The 23,383-nt window shown below is 34.2% G+C and carries 18 protein-coding genes; 5 read left to right on the forward strand and 13 right to left on the reverse strand.

Annotated features, from left to right (window positions below):
- Positions 1-28: 28 nt before the first annotated feature.
- The 9 genes from JI750_RS09135 to JI750_RS09175 form a co-directional block, all read right to left on the reverse strand.
- The gene (locus JI750_RS09135) at positions 29-931 is read right to left on the reverse strand and encodes an EamA family transporter (protein WP_202000598.1); all 903 of its coding nucleotides are present in this window, start codon (positions 929-931) and stop codon (positions 29-31) included.
- 222 nt (positions 932-1,153) lie between these two features.
- Positions 1,154-2,275, reverse strand: coding sequence for a peptidylprolyl isomerase (locus JI750_RS09140; RefSeq protein ID WP_202000600.1), 1,122 nt, complete (start codon positions 2,273-2,275; stop codon positions 1,154-1,156).
- 29 nt (positions 2,276-2,304) lie between these two features.
- Positions 2,305-3,381 carry a peptidylprolyl isomerase gene (locus JI750_RS09145; RefSeq protein WP_202000602.1) on the reverse strand — a complete coding sequence of 359 codons (1,077 nt, stop codon included), beginning with the start codon at positions 3,379-3,381 and terminating at the stop codon, positions 2,305-2,307.
- A 15-nt stretch (positions 3,382-3,396) separates the two neighbouring features.
- Entirely contained in the window at positions 3,397-4,050 is a 654-nt protein-coding gene (gene gldI, locus JI750_RS09150) for a gliding motility-associated peptidyl-prolyl isomerase GldI (RefSeq protein ID WP_202000604.1), read from the reverse strand.
- A 9-nt stretch (positions 4,051-4,059) separates the two neighbouring features.
- Positions 4,060-5,064, reverse strand: coding sequence for a DHH family phosphoesterase (locus JI750_RS09155; RefSeq protein ID WP_202000606.1), 1,005 nt, complete (start codon positions 5,062-5,064; stop codon positions 4,060-4,062).
- Between the two features lie 143 nt (positions 5,065-5,207).
- Positions 5,208-6,464 (reverse strand): voltage-gated chloride channel family protein, encoded by a 1,257-nt coding sequence (locus JI750_RS09160; protein WP_202000609.1) that lies wholly within the window; start codon positions 6,462-6,464, stop codon positions 5,208-5,210.
- A gap of 148 nt (positions 6,465-6,612) precedes the next feature.
- Positions 6,613-6,993: a RidA family protein gene (locus JI750_RS09165; protein ID WP_202000611.1), complete on the reverse strand. Its 381-nt coding sequence runs from the start codon at positions 6,991-6,993 to the stop codon at positions 6,613-6,615.
- A 144-nt stretch (positions 6,994-7,137) separates the two neighbouring features.
- On the reverse strand, positions 7,138-7,443 hold the full coding sequence (locus JI750_RS09170; RefSeq protein ID WP_202000613.1) for a chaperone modulator CbpM: 306 nt from the start codon (positions 7,441-7,443) through the stop codon (positions 7,138-7,140).
- Entirely contained in the window at positions 7,440-8,369 is a 930-nt protein-coding gene (locus tag JI750_RS09175) for a DnaJ C-terminal domain-containing protein (protein WP_202000616.1), read from the reverse strand. The genes JI750_RS09170 and JI750_RS09175 overlap by 4 nt, the downstream gene beginning before the upstream one ends.
- 294 nt (positions 8,370-8,663) lie before the next feature.
- Here JI750_RS09175 and JI750_RS09180 point away from each other — a divergent pair, with 294 nt between their 5' ends.
- Positions 8,664-9,377: a hypothetical protein gene (locus tag JI750_RS09180; RefSeq protein ID WP_202000618.1), complete on the forward strand. Its 714-nt coding sequence runs from the start codon at positions 8,664-8,666 to the stop codon at positions 9,375-9,377.
- A gap of 140 nt (positions 9,378-9,517) precedes the next feature.
- Here JI750_RS09180 and JI750_RS09185 read toward each other — a convergent pair whose 3' ends face one another.
- Positions 9,518-10,045 carry a hypothetical protein gene (locus tag JI750_RS09185; protein ID WP_202000620.1) on the reverse strand — a complete coding sequence of 176 codons (528 nt, stop codon included), beginning with the start codon at positions 10,043-10,045 and terminating at the stop codon, positions 9,518-9,520.
- 219 nt (positions 10,046-10,264) lie between these two features.
- Between JI750_RS09185 and guaA the strand changes: the two genes are divergently transcribed.
- The 4 genes from guaA to JI750_RS09205 all read left to right on the forward strand — a co-directional run bounded on the left by guaA (position 10,265) and on the right by JI750_RS09205 (position 16,342).
- Positions 10,265-11,794: a glutamine-hydrolyzing GMP synthase gene (gene guaA / locus JI750_RS09190; protein ID WP_202000622.1), complete on the forward strand. Its 1,530-nt coding sequence runs from the start codon at positions 10,265-10,267 to the stop codon at positions 11,792-11,794.
- Positions 11,795-11,857: 63 nt separating this feature from the next.
- The gene (locus JI750_RS09195) at positions 11,858-13,771 is read left to right on the forward strand and encodes a LysM peptidoglycan-binding domain-containing protein (protein WP_202000625.1); all 1,914 of its coding nucleotides are present in this window, start codon (positions 11,858-11,860) and stop codon (positions 13,769-13,771) included.
- A 94-nt stretch (positions 13,772-13,865) separates the two neighbouring features.
- Positions 13,866-15,941, forward strand: a complete 2,076-nt coding sequence (locus tag JI750_RS09200) for a LysM peptidoglycan-binding domain-containing protein (protein WP_202000627.1) — start codon at positions 13,866-13,868, stop codon at positions 15,939-15,941.
- Complete coding sequence (locus JI750_RS09205; protein ID WP_111378679.1) at positions 15,941-16,342, forward strand: OsmC family protein; 402 nt, start codon at positions 15,941-15,943, stop codon at positions 16,340-16,342. Before JI750_RS09200 ends, JI750_RS09205 begins: the two co-directional genes overlap by 1 nt.
- A 130-nt stretch (positions 16,343-16,472) precedes the next feature.
- Here JI750_RS09205 and JI750_RS09210 read toward each other — a convergent pair whose 3' ends face one another.
- The 3 genes from JI750_RS09210 to JI750_RS09220 all read right to left on the reverse strand — a co-directional run bounded on the left by JI750_RS09210 (position 16,473) and on the right by JI750_RS09220 (position 23,253).
- Positions 16,473-17,852 (reverse strand): Gfo/Idh/MocA family protein, encoded by a 1,380-nt coding sequence (locus tag JI750_RS09210; RefSeq protein WP_202000629.1) that lies wholly within the window; start codon positions 17,850-17,852, stop codon positions 16,473-16,475.
- A 99-nt stretch (positions 17,853-17,951) separates the two neighbouring features.
- Positions 17,952-20,135: a M1 family metallopeptidase gene (locus tag JI750_RS09215; RefSeq protein WP_202000631.1), complete on the reverse strand. Its 2,184-nt coding sequence runs from the start codon at positions 20,133-20,135 to the stop codon at positions 17,952-17,954.
- Positions 20,136-20,157: 22 nt separating this feature from the next.
- Positions 20,158-23,253: a DUF5107 domain-containing protein gene (locus JI750_RS09220; RefSeq protein ID WP_202000633.1), complete on the reverse strand. Its 3,096-nt coding sequence runs from the start codon at positions 23,251-23,253 to the stop codon at positions 20,158-20,160.
- Positions 23,254-23,383 lie beyond the last annotated feature (130 nt).

Here is a 23,383-nt window from a genome sequence, read left to right on the forward strand (position 1 = left end):
TAATTTTTTTGATAATGCATATTTAGCGTTATTTTTTGGGTTTGAAATTTACATTCATAATAATTATAGCAAGGATAATCAATACAATGCCAACCCATTGAGAAAATATTACTTTTTCATTTAATAAAACAAATGCCATCATTACAGAAACTGGCAGTTCAAGCGCAGAAACAATACTTCCCAAACCGATTCCCGTTAAAGGAAAACCAGCAGTCATTAAAAGAGGCGGAATTATAGTGCCAAATAATGATAAGACAATTCCCCATTTTAAGAAGATTTCTAAATTAAAAGCAGTTACTTGTGTTGCAAAAGCAAACGAAAATACAATAACAGCACCGCCTAGAAGCATATAAAGGCTTCTTTGTGCAGATGAAATTTCAGTTGCAACACTATTTGCAGTAAACATGGTAGTAGTAAAAGAAGCGGCAGCTAGCATTCCCCAAACTAAACCTCTCCAATCTAACTCGATATCATTATTGATGATATTGGTTGCTAAAACAGTTCCGAAAAGCACTATTAATACAGCAATGACTTTTTGCTTTGAAGGCAGTTTTTTTTCTAAAATCATTTCAAGTAAAACGCCCATCCAAACAGTTTGCATCAACAAAACGATTCCGATAGAAACGGGAATATATTTTACCGCCAAATAGTAAAATAAACTTGTCATTCCTAATGAAGTTCCTGCAAGCATTAAACTGAAAATATTTTTACGAGATGCTTGTACGGCAGGTTTGTTTTTATTTTTAATACGCTGAAAAAGATTGATTAGAAGAATTCCTAGAATTCCGTATATAAACTGTGAGGTGGTGACTTCTGCAGTTGTGTATCCTTCAGAATAGGCCATTTTTACAAAAGTAGCCAACATTCCGTAAGTGGTTGCTCCCAAAGCAACAAGAAAAACACCTTTTAATACATTATTTTGCGACGTCATAAATTATCTGTTTTAAAAAAATTAAGCCGGCAAAGGTAAGTTATTTTATTTAGGATTCTATCGTACTATGTTGAAAATAGTGATTTAATGGTAATGAAATTGAATTTTAAAGCCTTGAATTAAGAATTCTTTAAAAAATGAAAATGAAGAAAAAAGAAAAGCCATCAAGAATAATTCTGATGGCTTTTTATATTTGTAAAGAATAAATCTTCTCTTTTCTAATTATTTAGGCTGATTTTGATATGTTTCAATTTCAAAAATAAGAGTTGCATTTGGTGGAATTACACCTCCAGCACCTTTTTCTCCATAAGCTAAATTTGAAGGCAGGAAGAAAGTTGCTTTTTCCCCGTCTGTCATCATATCAAGAGCTTCAAGAAAGCCAGGAATCATACCTTCTTTTTTACCAACTGTAAAAGGAAAAGCTTTGTAACCACCTTGAGCGTCTCTGTTTGCATCATATTTTCCGTAGGTTCTTGCTACTGGTGCCATGCTACTGTCAAATAAGCTTCCATCTTCAAAATATCCAGCATAATGAAAATAAATTGTAGAACCTTCAGCACCTTTAACGCCAGTACCTTTTTGAGTAATTACATATTTTAAACCTGTAGAAGTTGCTGTTGCTTTTGCTTTTAAGTCTTTAAAATATGCGGCTTTAGCAGTTACTATTTTTTTTGCCTCTTCTTTTTTAGCGGCTTCTTTTTTTACATCATCGCTAAGAACTTTTAAAGCATCAAATTTCTTAGCAGTTGCACCTTTACGGGTAATAACAATTTTTGTTATTACATCGTCTTGAACAATTTTATTTACATTATCCATTCCAGAAACTACATGTCCAAAAATGGTGTGTTTTCCGTTTAACCAAGGAGTGTCTTTATGTGTAATGAAAAATTGGCTTCCATTCGTTGCCGGGCCAGAATTTGCCATTGCTAGAACGCCTCCTTTTTCGAATTTTAAATCGTCTACAAATTCATCTTTAAAAGAATATCCTGGACCTCCAGTGCCATTTCCGTCAGGATCACCACCCTGAATCATGAAATCATTAATAACTCTGTGAAATTTTAATCCGTTATAAAATGGTTTTCCTTTAAGAGCACCTTTAACGTTAGGATTTGTACCTTCTGCAAGAGTAATAAAGTTTGCTACCGTAACAGGAGTTTTTACATATTCTAGAGAAAGAATAATATCTCCTTTTGTAGTAGAGATTGTTGCAAAAATTCCATCACTCGGATTAGCAGCAGTTGCTGCCGTTGCAGGTTTTGCCGCTGGCTTTGCAACAGGTTTTTTAGTCTGAGCTTGAATATTTACTATTGCTAAGCAAAATAAAAACAGAAATTTAAATTTCATTGCTTTTTAATTTTAAGTCTATAATTTGATTACTGTTTATCTGAAATCTGGATTTCGAAAATGATATTAGCGTTTGGCGGAATTACTCCTCCAGCACCAGTTGCTCCATAAGCTAAGTGAGATGGTATAAAAAGAACCGCTTTATCTCCATAAGACAATTGCTCAACCCCTTCAATAAAACCAGGAATTAAACCATCTTTTTTACCTGCTTGAAATTGAATTGGTTGGTAGCCGTTTTGTGCTGCTCTTGCAGGATCAAATTTTCCGAATTGTTTTGCAACTTCTTCAATGCTAGCGTCAAATAAAGTTCCGTTTTCAAGGAAACCAGCGTAGTGAATGTAGATTGGATTTCCCGCAACTGGTTTTTTACCGCTTCCTTTTTCTGTAATTACATATTCTAAACCGCTAGTAGTTTTTGTTGCTTTTGCTTTTAAAGCGGCATAATAATCCACTTTTTCTTTTTGAACGCCAGCATATTTGCTTTGTTCTTTTGCGATATCAGCAAAATAATCATGAAATACTTTTACAGCATCAAATTTCTTAGCTGCTTCACCATTTCTGATAATCGTTACAGAAACGATGTTATCGCCTTGAACTACTTTGTTTACTACTTCCTGATCTTTTGCACTTACAACATGACCAAAAATAGTATGTAGGTTGTCTAACCAAGGAGTTTCTACATGAGTGATGAAAAATTGGCTGCTGTTTGTTCCTGGGCCATTGTTTGCCATTGCTAAAACTCCGGCTTTATCAAATTTTAAATCTGAGAATTCGTCTTTAAATTTATATCCAGTATCTCCAGAACCAGTTCCTAATGGATCACCACTTTGAATCATAAAATTTTCGATTACTCTGTGGAATTTTAAGCCATCAAAAAAAGGTTTATTTTTTAATTGTTCGTGTGCTACAAACTCATTTTTACCTTCAGCTAAAGTCACAAAATTTGCAACTGTTATAGGAGCTTTTTTGTAATCTAGCTCTACAATGATGTGGCCTTTGTTTGTCTCGATATCGGCGTATAAACCATCAGGCAGATTGCTATGGTCGTCTTTACAAGAATAAAATGAGCTAACTGCTAATAGTAATAATAAAATACTCTTTTTCATTTTAAGAATTGTTTTTTATTGAGTTAATGTGTCTTTTTTAGCTTGCGCTGCAGGTTTTGCAACTGCAGGTTTTGGGGTTACACCTGATGGTTGAGCAGCAGGTTTTGCTGTTTGTGCAGCTGGATCTGGAACAAAATTTCTAAGTGTTATCGTAACAATCAACGGTTCGTTTGGACCAATTTTTTTGTTGTCTCCGTGATATCCATATGCCATATGTGATGGAAATAAAAATGTAACCGTTTCATTTTTGCGCATTCTTTTAATTCCATCGCGAAGCCCCATCATAATATCTTGTTTGTCTACATAATAGGTCTGTGGACCAAGATCAGAATCAGAATAAATGATGTTGTTCTTTATGTCTTTTACTTCCATATTAAAGTAAGCAATATCGCCTTTTCTTGGAGCTGCAGTTTCATTTACGTTTTTTTCGTCGTAAGAAAACCAATAGCCTTTTGGAGTGGCATAATATTTTACTTTCGGATTGCTTTTTATTATTTTTTTAATGATGTCTTCTTCATTTGCCACTAACTTTTTATTTCGGTCAGCCGATTTCTTCATGAACGATCCTGAAGCTCTAGAAATAGGTCTTCTCGCTTCTTCATGATGTTTGCAACTGCTTAACAAAACAGTAAAAAGCAAAGTATAAATGCTAAGTTTTAGGTAATTCATGATTTGGATTTATAATTTTAGTTTTTTGACTAAATCTTCAAATTTGTTTACTGTTTCTTCCATAGAAGCTTCAGATCTTCCTCCAGCAGCATTTACATGTCCACCACCGTTAAAATGATCTCTTGCAAACTGGTTAACATCAAATCCTCCTTGAGAACGGAAAGAAATTTTAATGATTTTTTCTTCCTTGTTTTCAATGAATATGGCTGTAAAAACAATTCCGCGAATGCTTAATCCGTAGTTTACAATTCCTTCAGTATCACCTTTTACATAGTTAAACGAATCAAGTTCTTCTTGTGTAAGAGTCATGTAAGAAGTTTTGTGTTCTTCAAAAATTTTCATGTTTTGAAGTGCACGGCCTAATAACTGCAAACGGCTAAAAGAGCTGTTATCGTATAGTAAAACTGGGATTTGAGTGTTTTCAACTCCTAAATCGATCAATTCGGCAATAATTCTATGAGTATTCCCAGTTGTTCCTGGAAAGCGGAAAGAACCAGAATCGGTCAAAATTCCAGTATAGATGCAAGTTGCAATGGTTTTATCAATATCTTCTTTTTTGTTTAAAAAGGCAATGAAATTATAAACCATCTCACACGTTGATCCGTACGAAGTGTCTGAGTATGTATAAGTTGCATAATCATGAGGTTTTTCATGATGATCAATCATGATAAATGGAGCCGTAAGTTTTGCGAGAGTATGCTCCATTTCGCCAGTACGATGAAAAGCATTAAAATCTAGCGTAAAAATAAGTTCGGCTTCTTCTAATATTTTAATGCAGTTTTGAGTATCTCTTTCGTAGATTTTTACTGTTTCTGAACCTGGAAGCCAAGCTAAAAAATCAGGAAAATCATTAGGAGAAATAACAGTTGGCTGATGATTATTTTTGAGTAAAAAATGGTACAAAGCTAGAGTAGAACCCATGGCGTCACCATCTGGTCCTCTGTGCGGAATTATTGCAATTTTCTTAGGTGTAGCAAGCAATAATTGAATCGCTTGAATATCTTGTATTTTCATAGTGTGCGAATTTACATTTTTTTAATGTAATGCTGAAAATAATTTTAGTTTTCAGTCGCAGTCTCAGTTCTCAATTCCGTTTGGAATTTGGACTCGAGCGTTAGCGAATAGGCGTAGCAATTTAAAAATATTGGAACTTTACTTTATAAATTCTGTAGTTCTTTCTTTTGAAATTTTTGATACAGTTTGTATTTCGCACCTTTTACAATCTGAGATTTGTAAATTCCAACAGAACCAGAAGAAAAATAAGCAATTGTGCAGGCGATTGCAATGAAGATTCCAGGAGCAATCCCAAATAATTCCATTCCCATTACTGTGCAGGCAATAGGAGTGTGGGTTGCACCAGAGAAAACAGCAACAAATCCGATTCCTGCTAAAAGAGCAATTGGCATTGGAATTACGGTTGATAAAGCGCTTCCTAAAGTAGCTCCAACAAAGAATAAAGGTGTTACTTCTCCGCCTTTAAAACCAGCTCCTAGTGTAAATCCTGTAAATAAGATTTTAAGCAGAAAATCATACCACTGGTTTGGATTTGAAAAGGAATCAACAATAACAGGAACGCCTAATCCTGAGAATTTCGTAAATCCTAAACCCGCAATCGCAATGGCTAATACAATACCTCCAATTACAGGGCGAAGCGGTGGATATTTAATATTTTTTGAAAAAAGAGAACCCCAAAAATGTGTGCTTCTAGAGAATAATAAAGCTGCAAATCCAGATAAAACCCCAACAATTAGAGTGAAAATAATATTGTTTAAGCTAAGTTCTGGAATTGTTGGAATGCTGTAATGTGTATGTTTTATTTCCCAGAATTCTACAGTGAAATATGCGGCGTAAGCCACTAGAAAAGAAAGCAGAATACTTTTAAAATTAATTTTACTGAAATACAAAACTTCCAAAGCGAAAATTGCGCCGGCTAAAGGAGTTCCAAAAACAGAAGCAAAACCCGCACTGATTCCGAGAATGATTAAAATTCTGCGTTCTGAATTATCAAGATTGAAAAACTTGGTAAACTGATCGGCAATTGCGCCTCCCATTTGTACCGCAGTTCCTTCTCGCCCTGCAGATCCTCCAAACAAATGGGTGAGTAGTGTTCCTAAAAGAACTAAAGGAGCCATTTTAAAAGGAATGACTTTCTTAGGATTTTCGTATTCTTCGAGCAAAAGATTATTTCCTTTTGTAACTGATTCTCCCCAATAATAATAACTCAATCCAACCAGAAATCCGCCGAAAGGCAAAAGCCAGATAATCCAATCGTGCTGAATTCTAAATTGTGTAACCCATTCTAGAGAAACTAAAAAGAAAGCAGATGTAGAACCTGAAAATATACCAACTAAAGCACAGATAAGAATCCATTTAGGAAGTGAAAGCAGGAATTGTCTTGGATTTAAGGAAGTCATTAATGAATTCTAAAAGTTTGCCACGAATTTCGCCAATTTTCACGAATTTAAAGAAAAAAAAATTTAAATCCATTATCCCGATAGCTATCGGGAGTGGCATAAGAAAAATAATTAGTGGAATTAGTGAAATTCGTGGCAAAAAAAAATATTATACTACAGCAGTAAATTCTATTTCAACCAAATATTCAGGAGCAACCAATTTACTGATTCCGTAAAATCCTGTAGTTGGTTTTACATCTTTAAAGAAAGCAGAGTGTGCTCTAGCCACTTCTTCGAAAGTAGAAACGTCTGTTGTAAAAATTCTTGTTCTAATAACATCTTTCATACCTACATTTAAATCTTCTAAAACTTTTTCAACTCGCTCCAAAATATTATAGGTTTGAGCATAAGCGTCATCAGCTTTTACTTTATCGCCGTCAACAAGGGCTACAGTGCCAGAAACTTCAACAATATTGCCAATTCTTACGGCACGGCAATATCCCATTTTGTCTTCCCACGGAGATCCAGTTAAGATGTTTTCTCTTTTCATTTTTTATAATTTTTGCGAATTTGTCTGTATGGTTTAAAAGCAAATTCAGGTTAATTAAAGTTGACGCAATTTAAGAATTATGCTTCTGTCAGCGATTAAAAAAAGCTTGAAATCAATTCAGAAATCAAGCTTTTTTGTGATATTTTATTCGGTTTCTTTTTCTTCGTACAGTCGAAGCTTGTTTTGTACCGTATTTAAATTTTGCTGCAAGGTTTCAATCTTATTCAAAAGGTTTGCAATAGCATCAATTCCTTCCAGATTTATTTTGAGATCATAATGCATGCGAATCATTTTTTCAACAGTTGGAAGCTGTTCTGGTTCTAAAAATTCATCATTTTCTTCCGTAATAATATGTATGAGTCCATAATTATTAAGTTCGGTAATGAAAGTGTTTTCAATTTCGTGGTAAATACAAAACTGTTTTATCTGGATCAAATTTTTATTTTTCATGACTTTCTTAGTTTTGCTAATTCTTCAAATAATTCTTTTTCTTTATCCGACAGTTTTGTTGGAAGTTTTATGGTGTACGTAATGTATAAATCACCAAACTGATTCTCTTTTTTGTAAACAGGAAAGCCCTTTCCTTTCAGCTTCACTTTGGTTCCAGGCTGAGTTTCTGCTGGAACTTTGATTTTTACTTTTCCGTCGAAAGTATTGATATAAGTTTCTCCACCTAAAATTGCAGTGTACAAATCAATAGGAGCGTCGGCATACAAATTATTGCCTTCTCTTTTAAAATCTGAATTATTAGAAATTATAAAAGTGATGTATAAATCTCCGTTTGGTCCGCCATTTACACCAGGTCCGCCATGATTTGGAATTTTAATAATCTGTCCGTTTTCTACACCAGCAGGAATCGTAATTCGGATATTTTTTCCGTTTACGGTTAAGTTTTGTTTGTGTGTTGTATAAGCGGCTTTTAAGTCTAATTCCAGTTCGGCATTAAAATCCTGTCCTCTATATTTAGCCTGCGTTCTGCTTCTGCCTGCACCTCCTCCATACATCGAATTGAAGAATTCCGAAAAATCACTGCCCGAAAAATCTCCACCTCCAAAACCAGAGAAATCGCCTTCAGAATATTGATAACCGCCTTGCTGTCTGCTTTGCTGTTGTTGATTCGGATCGTAGCCTGCTTTTTCAAATTCATCGGCGTGTTTCCAATCTTTTCCGTATTTATCGTATTTTTTTCGATTTTCAGGATTGCTTAAAACTTCGTTAGCTTCATTGATTTCCTTGAATTTTTTTTCGGCTTCTTTATCATTTGGATTCAAATCGGGATGATATTTTCTTGCCAGTTTTCGATATGCTTTTTTGATATCTGCTTCAGTGGCCGATTTTGTAACATCCAATACTTTGTAATAATCTATATAATCCATTTTCTTGAGATTTTAAATGGTAAAATAAATCTTTGAAGTTAAGAATAAGTTGTTAATAATCAAAATGCTGAGTGTTTTTATAAAGTGATTTTTTGGAATTTGGAATTTTCAGATTTGAAATTTATTTTTTTAAAAGTAAAAAATCTTGGCAGGTTTTTTGATTCCAAAAATTAGCTTAATTTAATGTTATAAAACTCCTAAAGTTGTAGCAAGTAAGTAAATTATACTATTTTTGTGAAGCTGGACTTTTGATTTATATTAATTATAAAAGGCGATTCGATAATATTTTTTTCAATGAAGCACATTTTATTTTTCATATTATTTTTTACTGCAATATCAGTATCAGCCCAAATTGAGTCTAGTACTAAATTTAAAACTATTCCTGGGGGGAAATTTACTGCCAAGCCTAAAAAGACTCCGATCCCTGAAGTCAAAGATCCGCAGGCAGAGTTTAATGATATGCCAGCGATTAAAACTCCAAATGTTTTTGAAAATACGACTATAACTCCAAAATCAAAGTTTCAAATTGGAGAAGAAAAAAGCAAATTTACGATGTCTACAGAAACCGATTTTGCTAATCCAGGCGATCGATATGTAGCAAAAATGGAGAAAGATTTAGATAAATCTTTAAAAGATGCTGGTTTAAGAGAAGGACGCGGAGTATTGGTGAAGAAAAATATTTCGTTGGGAGATTTTAAAACGAAATCGGAATATTTTATAGTGAAATTCCGTGATTTTGGAGCAATTGACGGTGATTTGGTGAAAGTTTCTTCAAATGATCACGTAATTCGCGATAGAATTTTATTGGATTCTAATTTCCAGCAAGTAAAAATTAATCTTACGCAAGGCTTTAATAAATTAGATTTCGAAGCTTTAAATATAGGTTCACTAGGAGGAAACACTGCAGAAATACAAGTTTATGACGATAAAGGCAATCTGGTAACAAATGATTATTGGGATAATCTAGCTGCCGGATTTAAAGCTTCTATTGTTGTGACGAAAGAATAGAGCACTTTTAGTGCTAGGTTCAAAGTAACAAAGGTTCAAAGGGACAAAGTTTTATACTTCGTTTACCTTTGAACCTTTTTTATTGAGTTGGAGCAGAAACCTCTGAACCTTTGCCGCTTTGAACCTTTGAACCTCAAAATTTAAAACGGATCCGCAGTCACTTTAAATTCCATTTCTGCTTTTACCGTTACATCTTGCGTTAAGGTTTCTTTTAAAGTTACTTTAGTTCTAATTTTGTAATTATCTGCTTTAATATATTCATCTAATCTTTTATCTGTACAAATTAAATCGACTGAATTGCTTGATACATTAATGTTATCTGCATACGCCAATTCTATTTCTTCTGAATTCGCCGTTGAGATATACAAATGAACAGATTTTAAAAATGTAAAAGTTTTATCGGACGGATCTGTAATGGATAATTTCAGTGATCTGATTTTTACATCTTTTACCAAACTTGCTTTTGTTTTATTATTTTCAAACTCAGCCGAAGAATTGGTTGTAACTTCTGGAGTAATTATTTCCGAAGGTAGGTTGATTGGCGAAGTACTTTGAATTTTAATCGAAGCATTGTTCGAAATAGTAAATGTCAATAAATCATCGACAGTATTACAAGAAGAAAAAAAGATTGACAGAAAAGCCGTCAATGCGATAAGTTTTGATTTCATAGTTAAATTTAATTGGGTTTTCGTTAGATACGAATTTTTGGATTGTTTGGATTTTTTTTTGAGGTCCAAAGTTACAAAGGTTCAAAGGGACAAAGAAAAAAAACTTTGAACCTTTGTAACTCAGAACCTTTGAACCTAAAAATCGGAACGTAGAAAAAAAATATTTATTTTTTCAACGTTCCGATTTTTGAATTTCGAATATAAAAAGTACTTTTGCGCATGCAACACAACGTACTTATTTTAGATTTCGGATCGCAATATACTCAGCTTATTGCGCGTAGAGTTCGCGAATTAAATATATTCTGCGAAATTTTTCCTTACAATCACATTCCAAGTGATTTATCAAGTTATAAAGCCGTAATTTTAGGAGGAAGTCCTTTCTCTGTTAGAGGAGAAGATGCACCGCATCCTGATTTATCGCAAATTAGAGGTAAAATGCCTTTACTTGCTGTTTGTTACGGAGCACAATATTTAGCACACTTTAGTGGTGGAGAAGTTGCTGCTTCAAACACAAGAGAATACGGAAGAGCTAACTTGTCTTATATTAAAGAAGGCGAAACTTTCTTTGATGGAGTTTCAGAAAATAGCCAAGTTTGGATGAGCCATAGCGATAGTATCAAAGCGCTTCCAACAAATGCTGTAAAGCTTGCAAGCACACATGATGTAGAATTTGCAGCTTATAAAATTGAAGGCGAAACTACTTATGCAATTCAGTACCATCCAGAGGTTTACCATTCAACAGATGGGAAAAAAATGCTGGAAAACTTCTTGGTTAAAATTGCTGAAGTTCCTCAAAACTTTACTCCAAATGCTTTCGTGGACGAAATGGTAGCAGAACTAAAAGAGAAATTAGGAAACGATAAAGTGGTTCTTGGTTTATCTGGAGGAGTAGATTCTACTGTGGCAGCAGTTTTATTAAACAAAGCAATCGGACAAAATTTATACTGTATCTTCGTTAACAACGGGCTTTTACGTAAAAACGAATTCCAAAATGTATTAGATCAATACAAAGGAATGGGATTAAACGTAAAAGGTGTAGATGCTGGAGATCGTTTCCTTGGCGAATTAGCAGGAATTAGTGACCCAGAAACAAAACGTAAAACAATTGGTCGTGTATTTATCGAAGTTTTTGATGATGAATCACACTTATTAGAAGACGTAAAATGGTTAGCACAAGGAACAATTTACCCAGACGTTATTGAATCTGTTTCGGTAAAAGGACCATCTGCAACTATTAAATCACATCACAACGTGGGTGGATTGCCAGATTATATGAAATTAAAAATTGTAGAACCACTTAGAATGTTGTTTAAAGACGAAGTTCGTAGAGTAGGAGCTACATTAGGAATAGATCCTGAATTGCTAGGAAGACACCCTTTCCCAGGACCAGGATTATCAATCAGAATTTTAGGAGATATTACTCCAGAAAAAGTACAGATTTTACAAGATGTAGATTCTGTATTTATCGAAGGATTAAAATCTTGGGGATTATACGATAAAGTTTGGCAGGCTGGAGCAATCTTGCTTCCTGTAAACAGTGTTGGAGTTATGGGCGATGAGCGTACTTACGAAAAAGTAGTAGCGCTTAGAGCTGTAGAATCAACAGATGGTATGACTGCTGACTGGGTTCATTTACCTTACGATTTCTTGATGAAAGTGTCTAATGACATCATCAATAAAGTAAAAGGCGTGAATCGTGTAGTTTACGATATTAGTTCAAAACCACCTGCAACAATTGAGTGGGAATAGTAGCATAATTTAAAATTAAGGTCTTACATTTGTAAGGCCTTAATTTTTTATAACCTACTATTTATGAGAGAACTTTTAACAATTTCTCTTGTGTTTATTTTGTCTTTTAACAAAATAACTGCGCAAGATTCAATTATCGAGCATAAGATTCAAAAAGGTGAAACTGCTTATTTTATTGCCCAAAAGTATAAGGTTTCTATCGATGAGATTTACAAATTCAACCCCGAATCGCAAAACGGAATCAAAGACAATCAGGTTTTAAAGATTCCAGTTCACAACTCAGAAAATGCAACTTCAAAGCAGCAAACCCATATTGTTGCGCCAAAAGAAACATTGTTTGGTTTATCAAAACAATATCATGTTTCGGTTGAAGCTATTCAGAATGCTAATCAGGAAATTTTGGCCAGCGGACTTCAAATTGGTCAGGAACTCATTATTCCTCAAAATTCGGATCATTCTTCAAAACAAGAAAATGTAGTTTCTTCCAAAACTACACATCAAGTCATGGCTAAAGAATCTTTGTTTAGCATTGCCAGACAATACAATGTTTCGGTTCAGGACTTAGAAAACCTCAATAAAGACATTTTAATTAACGGATTGCAGATTGGCCAGACCATTTCAATTCCGAACAAGAGAAAAACTTTAGACGGAAGAGTTCGCGTTATCAATCAGGAAACTGTTTTTCATGTGGTTGAACCAAAAGAGACCAAGTTTTCGATTGCAAAGAAATATGGCATTTCAATCGACCAATTAGAATCTCAAAATCCTGAAATTGTAAGCGGATTAATTGTTGGGAACAAATTAGCGATCAATACTTCTGCAATAAAACCTGCAAATGAGAGTGAAGAATTAATGCTGGCGTTGGCTGAAAAACAAGTTGTTGTTGAAAAAACAAAAGCCAAAACAGTCGAAATTGAAGATTTGAAAGATCGTTTGGTTGTTCAGAAAGAAATGAATCAGAAAATTATAAAAATTAATGATTTGAAAGTGAATCTGAATGATATGAATGGTTCTAAAGAAAACTCGGTTGAAAAACTGCGTCTGGTTTTAGAAGCCAATAAAAATGTACAGGATGTTTTAATGGCAAAATTAGATTCACTTGTCAATTCAATGAATGATGATTTGAAAGAATTGAAGCGAATGGATATTTTGAATGTTGAAGAATCGAAAAGATTAGAAAAACAATCATCGGAAGGAATCAGTAAGACGAATGAATTATCATCTCAGTTAAAGAAAGAATTAGCAGAAAACAGAAAAGTGTATGCTGGATTGATGAATAAAGTGGAGAAAATTGCGGTTGAGGAAAATCAGGAGTATAAGAAGAAAATCCGCGAAAGCGAGAAAAAAGCCAATACAGAACCTTTGCAGCAGCGTTTGTCTTTAGAAGAAATTAAACGATATAAAGAAGAGCAAGAAAAAGGAGATGAAAAAAATCAGCTTTTGATTGCTAAAATTGATTCGCTTGACAATCAGAAAAAAATCGAAGTAAAAAGACATATCAGCAAAGCTTCATATTACAGTATGGAAGCTCGAAAGTTTGATGATAAACTAGCTTTAGTAAAATTGAAAAAATATCAGGACGAAGCAGTCAAAAAACAGAAAAAGAATAATACTGTTGAAAATTCGAAAACTATTTCGCTAGAAGAAATGAAACAGGAATTGAAAGACAATCCGTTACGACCTGATAAAACAGTAAAAGTAGAAGTTTATGATAATCTTAGAGAAGTTTCGAACGGGTATTACTTAGTTTTGGGTATATTTACAGACGCAGTTGACCGAGACAAGCTTATTATGAAACTCATTGATTCTGGCGATTTTAATGCTAGTTTCTTTTTCAATATTAACAGCCTTTCGTACTATGTTTACAGCGATAAATTCGAAAACATGGAGGAAGTGCTGTACAAATGCAAGAAAAAAGAAGAAGATGAGTTATATAAAGAAATCATAATTGCCAAAGTAGAAATCGATTTGAGATGATTTTTGAATGAAATAACAAACGGCTCGAATTTTGCTTTTGGATAAATCTGTGAGATATTTTTAAATTAAAAATTAAATTGTTTTAAGCCATATTATGAAATACTATTTAACATTATTATCTCTTGTATTCTTTATCAGTTCAAGTGCTTTTTCGCAAGAAAAAGTGGTGAAGTATAAAGTGTCAAGTGGTGAAACTATTAATCAGATTGCTCAAAAATTTAAGGTTACTCCTTATGATATTTATAAGCTAAATCCAGATGCTAGAGCAGGTTTAAGTCCAAATACAGTATTGCTGATTCCGACTGCAACAGGAGAAGCGAAAAAAGAAGTTTCTGAGACTAAAACTGCTGTTGCTTCAGGAAAAGAAATTATTCATGAAGTGCAACCAAAAGAAACGTTTTACAGCATCGAGAAAAAATACGGAATCTCTGATGAAGCTTTAAAAGCGGCAAATCCGTTTTTAGAAAAAACTGGTGTTCAAATTGGACAGAAATTGGTTATTCCTGCAAAAGGATCGGCTCCAAAAGCAGCAGCAAAACCTGCTAAAGAAAAAGGTGCTGAAAAATATGTGTATCATGATGTACAGCCAAAAGAAACAAAATTTGGTATCGCAAAACAGTATAATATGACTGTTGACGAATTGGAAAAACGAAATCCAGATATTGTTTCTAGTTTGCCAGTTGGTTACAGATTGACAATTAAAGGGACTGCTCCAAAAACGGATAGTGCTCCAGCAGAAACAATAAAACCTGCTGAAAGTAAAAAACCTGCTGAAGCTTCTAAAAAAGCAGTAACTTATATGGATTATCAAGTAAAATCAAAAGAAACTTTTTATAGCTTAGGAAGAGTTTTTCATTTAACGCAAGATGAATTAGTGGCATTAAATCCGTCACTGTCTGAAGGTGTAAAAGAAGGAATGGTTTTGAAAGTTCCAGCTGGATATATAGCTCCTGCACCAATTATTGCAGCGCAAGTTCCTACTGAAAAACCGGCAGATTCTTCAGTAAACAAACCGGTAGAAAGCACTGGCGGGGGAATTAAGATTGTCGATAAAGTAAAATCTACTGAAAACGAAAATGCAGAAATTGTAGAACTAACTAAAAAGAGAGGTATTAATGAGCGTAAAAAAGTAGTTTTACTGCTTCCTTTTAATATGGCAAAAGTGCAAAGTGATACGTCTGGAACAGCTAATAGAATTAAAAACGATAAGTTCTTAAATATGACTTTAGATTTTTATGCTGGAGCTATGATGGCTATTGATTCTGCAAAAACATTGAAATTGCCAATTGATGTTGCTATTTATGATTCTCAAGAAACCAAAACAACTTCTAATGTTGTAGGTTTAACTCCAAAACTTCAAGATGCAGATGCTGTAATTGGGCCATTTTACCAAACTAATGCAGAAACAACAGCAAACATGTTACGTTCTTATAATGTTCCTGTAATTTCGCCTTTATCAAAAGATAGTGCCAATCCGATTGACAATTTATACCAAACTATACCTTCAAATGACGTGATTAAAAATTCGGTTTTTGATTATATGCGTTCTAAAAATGGAAACATTGTAGCGGTAGTAGATAAGAAAAAAGAATCGGTTATTAATTATATCAAACAAAATCAAAAAGGAGTTGCATTTGCTTCTTTAACAGAAACAGGAGGTTTGGATGTGGCTAATTTAAAAAGCTTATTAATACCAAACCGTATGAATTATGTTGTGATGGAGACAGGTAATACTGCTATGGTTAAAGCTACAATTAAAGCTTTGCTTGATTCTCAGAAAACTTGTCAAGTTCAACTGGTAATTTTGGAACCAAACAGCACATTAGATACAGATGAAATTAGTTTTGATAATTTAGTGAAATTGAAATTAATGTATCCTTCTGTAACACGCGAAAGTGACGAACAACCAGTTTTAATTTATGAAAAACAATACCGTTTGAAAAACAAAGCAAATCCGACGACTTATGCAACAAGAGGATTTGACGTAACGTTTGACACAATGATGCGTTTAGTGCAAGGAAAAACATTTCAGGAAACAGCTGATTTGATGACGACTCAGCAAGTAGATAATAAATTTCAATATTATAGAAAAGAAGATGGCGGACACGCTAATAAAGGTGTTTACATCTTATATTATGATAGTGACTTAACTTTAAAAGTAGCAAATTAATGACATCAAAAGTAACCTATTTAGGAGATTTAAGAACAAGTTCAATTCACGTGCAATCAGGAAGCGAAATCATTTCTGACGCACCAGTAGATAATAACGGAAAAGGCGAGGCATTTTCTCCAACAGATACAGTTGCAAATGCTTTAGCAAGTTGCATGATGACAATTATGGGAATCAAAGCTCGTGATTTAGAAGTTGATTTTGTTGGATCTACAGCAGAAGTAACTAAGATTATGAATGCAGAACCTAGAAGAATTGGAGCCATCGAAATTGTATTTCAAATGAAAAGCAACGCTGACGAAAAAAGCAAAACTATTTTAGAACGTGCTGCAATGACTTGCCCAGTATTTTTAAGTTTAAGCAGTGAAATCGAAAAGAAAATTACGTTCAACTGGAATTAATTTTTCATCAAAAATAAAAGAAGCCATCTGAGAAAATCAGGTGGCTTTTTTGTTTTACGAGTTGTCTAAAACAGACAAGAGAGCAACATCTACTTTGCTCTCTTGCCCCTTACTAACTAACCAATATTATTTATTCTGAAAACTCTAATTTTTTAAGTTTGTTCCATCCTCCACGTGTAAAATCTGGAATTTCTACAGGAGCAGAATTATGGTCTAATGAAATTTCGGTTAACGGACCAAGACAAGACCATTCGGCCAAATCGTAAACATCCATATCAAGCGGAAGACCTTTTTGAAGGCAGTGAATTAAACGATAATCCATTATAAAATCCATTCCGCCATGACCGCCTACTTTTTTGGCTTGTTCTTCGATTCCTTTTGCAATAGGATGTTTGTATTTTTCCATTAAAGCTTTTTTCACTTCTTCAGGAACAAAAGAGTGCGCGCTCAATTTTTCGTGATTTGGTTTTACATCATCACTTAATTCTTTTCCGTCCAAAGCATAACCTTCTAACGGATATTTATTAGCAAAACCCTTTGTACCGCTCAATTGATACATTCTGCTATATGGGCGAGGAGAAGTAACATCATGCTGAATATGGATTGTTTTTCCGTTCTCTGTACGAATCATCGTCATCGTGTGATCTCCATTTCTAAAATCTTTAATTTCCTGTCCAGATTTTTCTTTGATATAAGCTGGATTTCCAACCGCTTTTGTGTCCATAGAAACTAAGAAATTCATTTTGTCACCACGGTGGATGTTTAGTGCCTGACACGCAGGCCCCATACCGTGTGTCGCATAAACATCACCGCGATGTTTGATGTTATAGTCCATTCTCCAGTTGTTCCAGTATTCTCCCCAGAAAGGCTGTAAACCATGAATGTAAGAACCTTCGGCATGAAGAATTTCTCCAAAAACGCCTTGCTGTGCCATGTTTAAAGTGGTCAATTCGAAGAAATCATAGACGCAATTTTCCAATTGCATACAATGTTTTCTCGTTTTTTCAGAAGTGTCTATAAGTTCCCAGATTTCTTTCATGGTTAAAGCTCCTGGAACTTCAATAGCAACGTGTTTTCCATCTTTCATAGCTTGAACTCCGATAGAAGCATGATGAAGCCAGTCTGTAGCCACATAAACTAAATCTACATTTGGCAAAGCCGTGACTTTTCTCCAAGCATTTTCGTCTCCGTAGAATTCCTGTGCTTTTGGAAAACCAGCTTTCGTTAAAATTTCATTTGATTTTGCAGTATTTTCCTGAGTCATGTCACATAGCGCGACAATCTCTACACCTGGAATATGTGTCATACGTTCGACTGCACCCGGGCCACGCATTCCAAGTCCGATGAAGGCAACGCGAACGGTTGGTATTGGATCTGCAGCCATTCTCAATACGTCTTGCTGTCCTTTGGCACGTGCAGGAGTTTTAGTCTTAATCATTTGTGCAGATGCAATTGTCCATCCGAACAAAAGAAAAAGGATTATAAAAGGTTTAAAAAAGGTAATTTTCATGAGTGATTGTATTAGATAATTTTTTAAAAACAACCTCTCTAATGAACCAAATTAGAGAGGTTTTCAAAAACAAAAACAGACCTAAAGGACTCTTAATAATTATTTTTGACTACTAAATCTTTTCATTAACGACGTTACATGTTTTTGGGTATCGTCATCTAATGAAGCCAATGCTTTATCTGCTTCGGCTGGCGCATATTTTGTTAATCCTGTTAATCCCGCAGCAATTACGTTGTACGATTGCTCTTTAATGCTTTCTTCCATCAAATTTTTATAAGAAGTATCGCCTGTAGAAGCTAATTTTACAATAGCATTTGCTCTAGCGATTGTCTTTTTATCATTTTTAGCAATATCAAGAAGCGTTTTTAAAACCTGATCTTTTGTTTGCTTTTCATTTAAATCAATTGCTTTGATGCTTAGTACTCTTAAATCTTCCTGTTGATCTTTTAAACCTTCCAGTAAAATAAGTTGTGATTCTTGGCTTCTGTCTTTTGAAGCAAATTTTATGGCTTCAATTCGGTTGTAATAGGATGGCGCATTTTTATATTGAAAAAGATAATCAGCAGCCGTTTTTTTATCTACATTAACTTCGCCAACTAAGATTTTATCTGGATCTAAATCTATAAATTCAGGTTTTGAAGGAAGGTCAAAACTGAAACTTTGTTGTCTTTTATCAATTAAAATTTCCTTTCTGATTTTAGTTCCGTTTACGTAAAAATCAACTTTTAAAGGCAATGTAAAGGTTTGCACTGAACTATCTTGAGATTGATTTATTGTAATGGTAACTTTCCCATTACCGTATTTATATGTCACATCCAGAATCGGACTTCCAGCATTATAATACCACTGATCAAAATAAGGCAGCCAGTCTTTTCCAGTTACTTCTTCCATCGATAAACGCAACTGATGCGGCTCGCCAGATTTATAAGCATTTGTGGTCAAATAATGATTTAGTCCTTTAAAAAAGGCTTCGTCGCCCATTTGGTTTTTCATGGCATACAAAATAATCGAACCTTTAGAATAGCTGATATTATCAAACATATCGTCTGCATTTTTATAATGAAAACGTGCTAAAATTGGACTGTCACCATTTTTTTGAGAGCGCAAATAATTCTGCAATTTTTCATAACGCGACCTGTCTTCCGCATCCTGTCCGGCATCGTGACCATGCCATAAAACTTCTCCAAAAGTGGCAAACGATTCGTTCATGGTTAAGTTTGACCAAGACTCAGCCGTTACGTAATCTCCAAACCATTGATGAAAAAGTTCATGAGCAATGGTACTTTCTTGATTATCATCTAATAATTCGCGTTCTGTTTTCTGAACATATTCTCCGTGAACTGTTGCCGAAGTATTTTCCATCGCACCTCCAAAATAATCTTTCACCACAATTTGCGCATATTTTGCCCAAGGATATTCTACGCCAAGCATTTTGCCGTAAAAATTCATCATATCTGGCGTTTTGTAAAAAATCTGTTTGGCATATGGCGCATATTTTGGCTCTAAATAATAGCTAACTTCTTTACCGTTATATGAATCTTTATAGATTTTAAAATCACCAACGGCCATCATAAATAAATAAGGCGCATTTGGCTGTTCCATTTTCCAGATATCCGTTCTTGTTCCGTCTTTGTTTACTTTTTGCGAAACTAATTTACCGTTTGAAAGAGTCGTATATTTTGCCTCAACAGTCATCGCAATTTCAGAAGTTGTTTTCTGATTTGGTTTATCAATTGTTGGGAACCAGCAAGAAGAAGCTTCCGTTTCGCCTTGTGTCCATATTTGTGTTGGTTTGTCACCTTTTCCGTCAGGATTAATAAAATACAATCCGTTTGAGTTGGTAATCGATTCGCCAGCTTTGCTTTTCAGTTCTGCTGGTTTTGCGGTGTAGTTAATGAAAATCGTGTACTTTTCAGTTCGTTTGTATTTTCTGTTTAAAGCAATAGAAAGTTCTTCGTTATCGTATTTGTATTGCAGCGGAATACTTTTTTTGCCATCAATAATAGCGATTTCTTTAAAATCCATTCCTTTTGCATCCAGCTTAAGCGAATCGGTTTCATAAAAATGAGGTTTTAAAGTAATCCATTCTTTTCCGTACAAATAACGTTTTCCATAATCGAAAGAAACTTCGAGTTTGGTATGAATTAAATCGTGTGTTTTTAAAGGAGTCGTGCGGTAAATAGATAATTCATCTGCTTTTTCAGCCTTGTTTTGTGCTTCTATTTTTGGTGCCAGAACAAGGACAAGACCCAAAAAAGTATATTTTAAAAAATGGTTTTTCATTTTTATTGTTTTTGAAAGTTCTTTACAATTTTTCGATAATTCTAACTTCACCGTCTTTTTCATCTTCACTCAAAATATTCGAAGGTTTTTTGGTGTAAGACAATAAAGTCCACTGCACTATTTTATTTGTCGGATATAAATCTGCCTGAGTTTTAATCCATTTTTCAGCCTCTTGTGAAGAAGACGTTTTTTCTATCACCCAAGCCGAAACAAGATTGTTTGCCGGAAGGAAGTTCATAACCGTATTATCCACTACAGGACGGAAAGCGACAATTTTATCTAAAGATTTAGAAGCTATTTCTTTGTTTCCTAAATTGGTATAACATTGATAATCCAGCCAATTTTCTAGTCTTTCATCGATATTTTCGTCATACGGTTTTCCTACGCCTAAATTCTCTGGAAATAGTTTGGCATCGGCAATAAATTGTAATGCTTTTTTGTACTGCTTGTTTTTGATTTCTGCTAAAGCCTGCATCAATTTAGCTTCGTGATACAATTGTCTTCCTGCTGTTGCGCCTTCAAACGGAAGGATTTGCAATTTGGTTAAGAACGAATCAGCTTCACGGTATTTTTTGTTTAGCAATAAAGTTTTAGCGTAAAGCATTCCAATTAAATAATTGTCTTGATGTTTTTTATAGAAAGACTCTGCCGTTGTAAGCGCTTTATCAAATTGTTTTTGAGCGATATAATGTTCTGCTAGCATTTTATGGTATCTCCAACCTTGCGGATCCAATTTTATAGCTTGCTGAAGACTTGCGAATACTATTGAAGCATCATCTTTGAATAAAGAAGCTTTTGCTCCATAAAATGCAGGATCATTTGGTTTTGAACCGCATTCTGAAAACAATCTTTTAGCTTCTGAAATACTGTTGCGATTCCATTCAATTAAACCTAAATGATATTTTAGCTGATATTGATCGTTTGTTTTAATTAATGATTTTAGGATTTCAGCTGTTTCATTTCTAAAAGGGAAACTTGTTCCTGGTTTGATTTTGCTTAGGTCAACCGTTTTATTTTCTAAAAAGGCTTTCCAATAAATAATTTCTGCGCTTGGTTCTGCAGTAGAAAATACTTTTAGAGCATCTTCTTTGCGGCTTATGTTATTGTACCAAATTCCTAATTCAAGAAAAGTTTGTTCTGGCATTTCATTTTGAATCGCAGAAACAAAAGCATTTTTTGAATCGTTTGAATTGTTCCAAAGGTATTTTTCAAAATCAGCAAAATGATTCAGCGGATCTAATTTTGTGATGCTTTTTAAAACCGAATTCGCTTTATCTGAATTATTTTGAAGACGATATAAGACCGCTAGAACTTGTAAACTTTCAACATTGTATTGATTATAGATTAAGCTTTTCTCAGCATATTCTACAGCTTTTGGCAGATCTTTTTCGGCCAAATAAATTTTGCTTAAAGCAGTATAAGCAGGACTACGGAATTCAACACTTGCAGCAGCAATATCAAAACCATCTTTTGCATCGGTATTATTTCCTAAATGAAAGTTTGCCAAAGCATAAAAATAATTTCCAGCAGGATCGTAAGTATCTATTGATAAAGCTTTGCTTGCCGAATTTACAGCAGCTTTGTAATCTAATTTTCTGATTTGTAAAGAAGCCAATGCAGAAAGGGCAGGAGCGTAGTTCGGATCTAGTTTTAAACAAGCATTCAATTTATCTTCAGCCAGAACATAATCTTTAAAACTGATGTAATTTTTTCCTTGCTGATATAATCCGTAGACCGAATTATGATCAAAATCTTTTGGAATTTCTACAGGACGATTAATATTTCCATCTTCTGGCGCAGAATTCCAAACGAGTTTATTTCCGCCTAAAGCAAATTTCAATTTATTAGAATCGACTTTTACCTGAATTGAATCTTTGAAAGTTTGCATGGTATTCAAAGCAATATCTTTAGAATATACTTTTTTGTCATTTTCAAAAACTTCAATTTTTTCATTTAATTTTTGAAGCGGAGAAAAATAGATTTTTAGCCAGCCATTTTCGTTTTTAATATTGACTGAACCATAATTATTGGCTTTTACGAATCCTTTTGTGTGTTTTACAGGAAACCAATATTCTGTCCAAGTATCGGTTTGATAAGGTGCAAATGAGCGCTGTTTAAATGGGGTAAGATTACTGCCTTCGCTCGCCTGATTAAATAATCTTCCGCTTTGCACTTCTACATATTGTCCGTCAGTATCGGTTAATAATTTTTCCCAAATCATTCCTTGTTGAGACAATCCCCAAATCCAGATTTTTTTGCCCGGTTTATCGTCGTGATTGCCGTATCTTCCCATTCCGAAATCTTCGTCATGATAATATCCTCCAAAGAAATCATCATATTTTCCGAATACGTGATACGATTTGTAACCGCCAAAATTGTTGTTTTTGTAAAATGACAAATCTTTGCCGTTTTCTTTGTCAATTGGCCAAGAATTGTATTCTCCATTATGGCCAATGTAAGTTTGTCCCGGATAAATAAACTGCAGATTTTCGGCTGCTTTTATTCCAGTATTCATCCAAGTATAATAAGGTTGCTCGAATTCGGTTGTGTTAGACCAAAACGAATTTGTGGTAAAATAGGCTTTGTCTTTTGGCAGATTGATGTCTAATTTCCAAGAAGTTCTTGTCAATAAATCTAAAACCCCGATTACGCAGCTAATACTTCCGTCTTCTCGGTTTATGATTTTATAATCGACAGGAGTTGCACAGTTTGGCGTGTGGCCGATAATTCCGTAATTGCCTTCAACACCACCGCTTGTCCACGGTCCGCGCATGGCAATGTCTCTAAATTTTACAACATGATTATTGTAAACTATGTCTTTTCCTGTAGATTTTTCTATAGCCGACCAGACTTTTCCGCCAATTTCTGGCAAAATCATCAGTTTGATATAATCGTTTTCAATTTCGATTACTTTCCATTCTTTCTGAACGGGTTTATCGGTAAAACCATCAAAACGGAAATACGGATAAAACTTGGTATCCGGTTTCGGAATCGGATCAGGATCTGAGAATGGATATGTCGTAAATACTTTTTTGTATTCTTTTATAGTGGGTTTGTTTTGTGCTGTGACAAAAAGGCTTCCAAGGAGTAAAAAGGATAATAATGGTCTAAATTTCATGATGGATAGCTTGGTTATTTGTGGTTATTTGGTTTTGCCACAGATTGCACAGATTAAAAGGATTTTTTTTAATCTGTGCAATCTGTGGCTTATTTTTTTGAGCTTTTTTGTCATTTCGACGAAGGAGAAA

Origin of the sequence: Flavobacterium tagetis, from assembly GCF_016735615.1 — a bacterium.
GTDB classification, from domain to species: domain Bacteria; phylum Bacteroidota; class Bacteroidia; order Flavobacteriales; family Flavobacteriaceae; genus Flavobacterium; species Flavobacterium tagetis.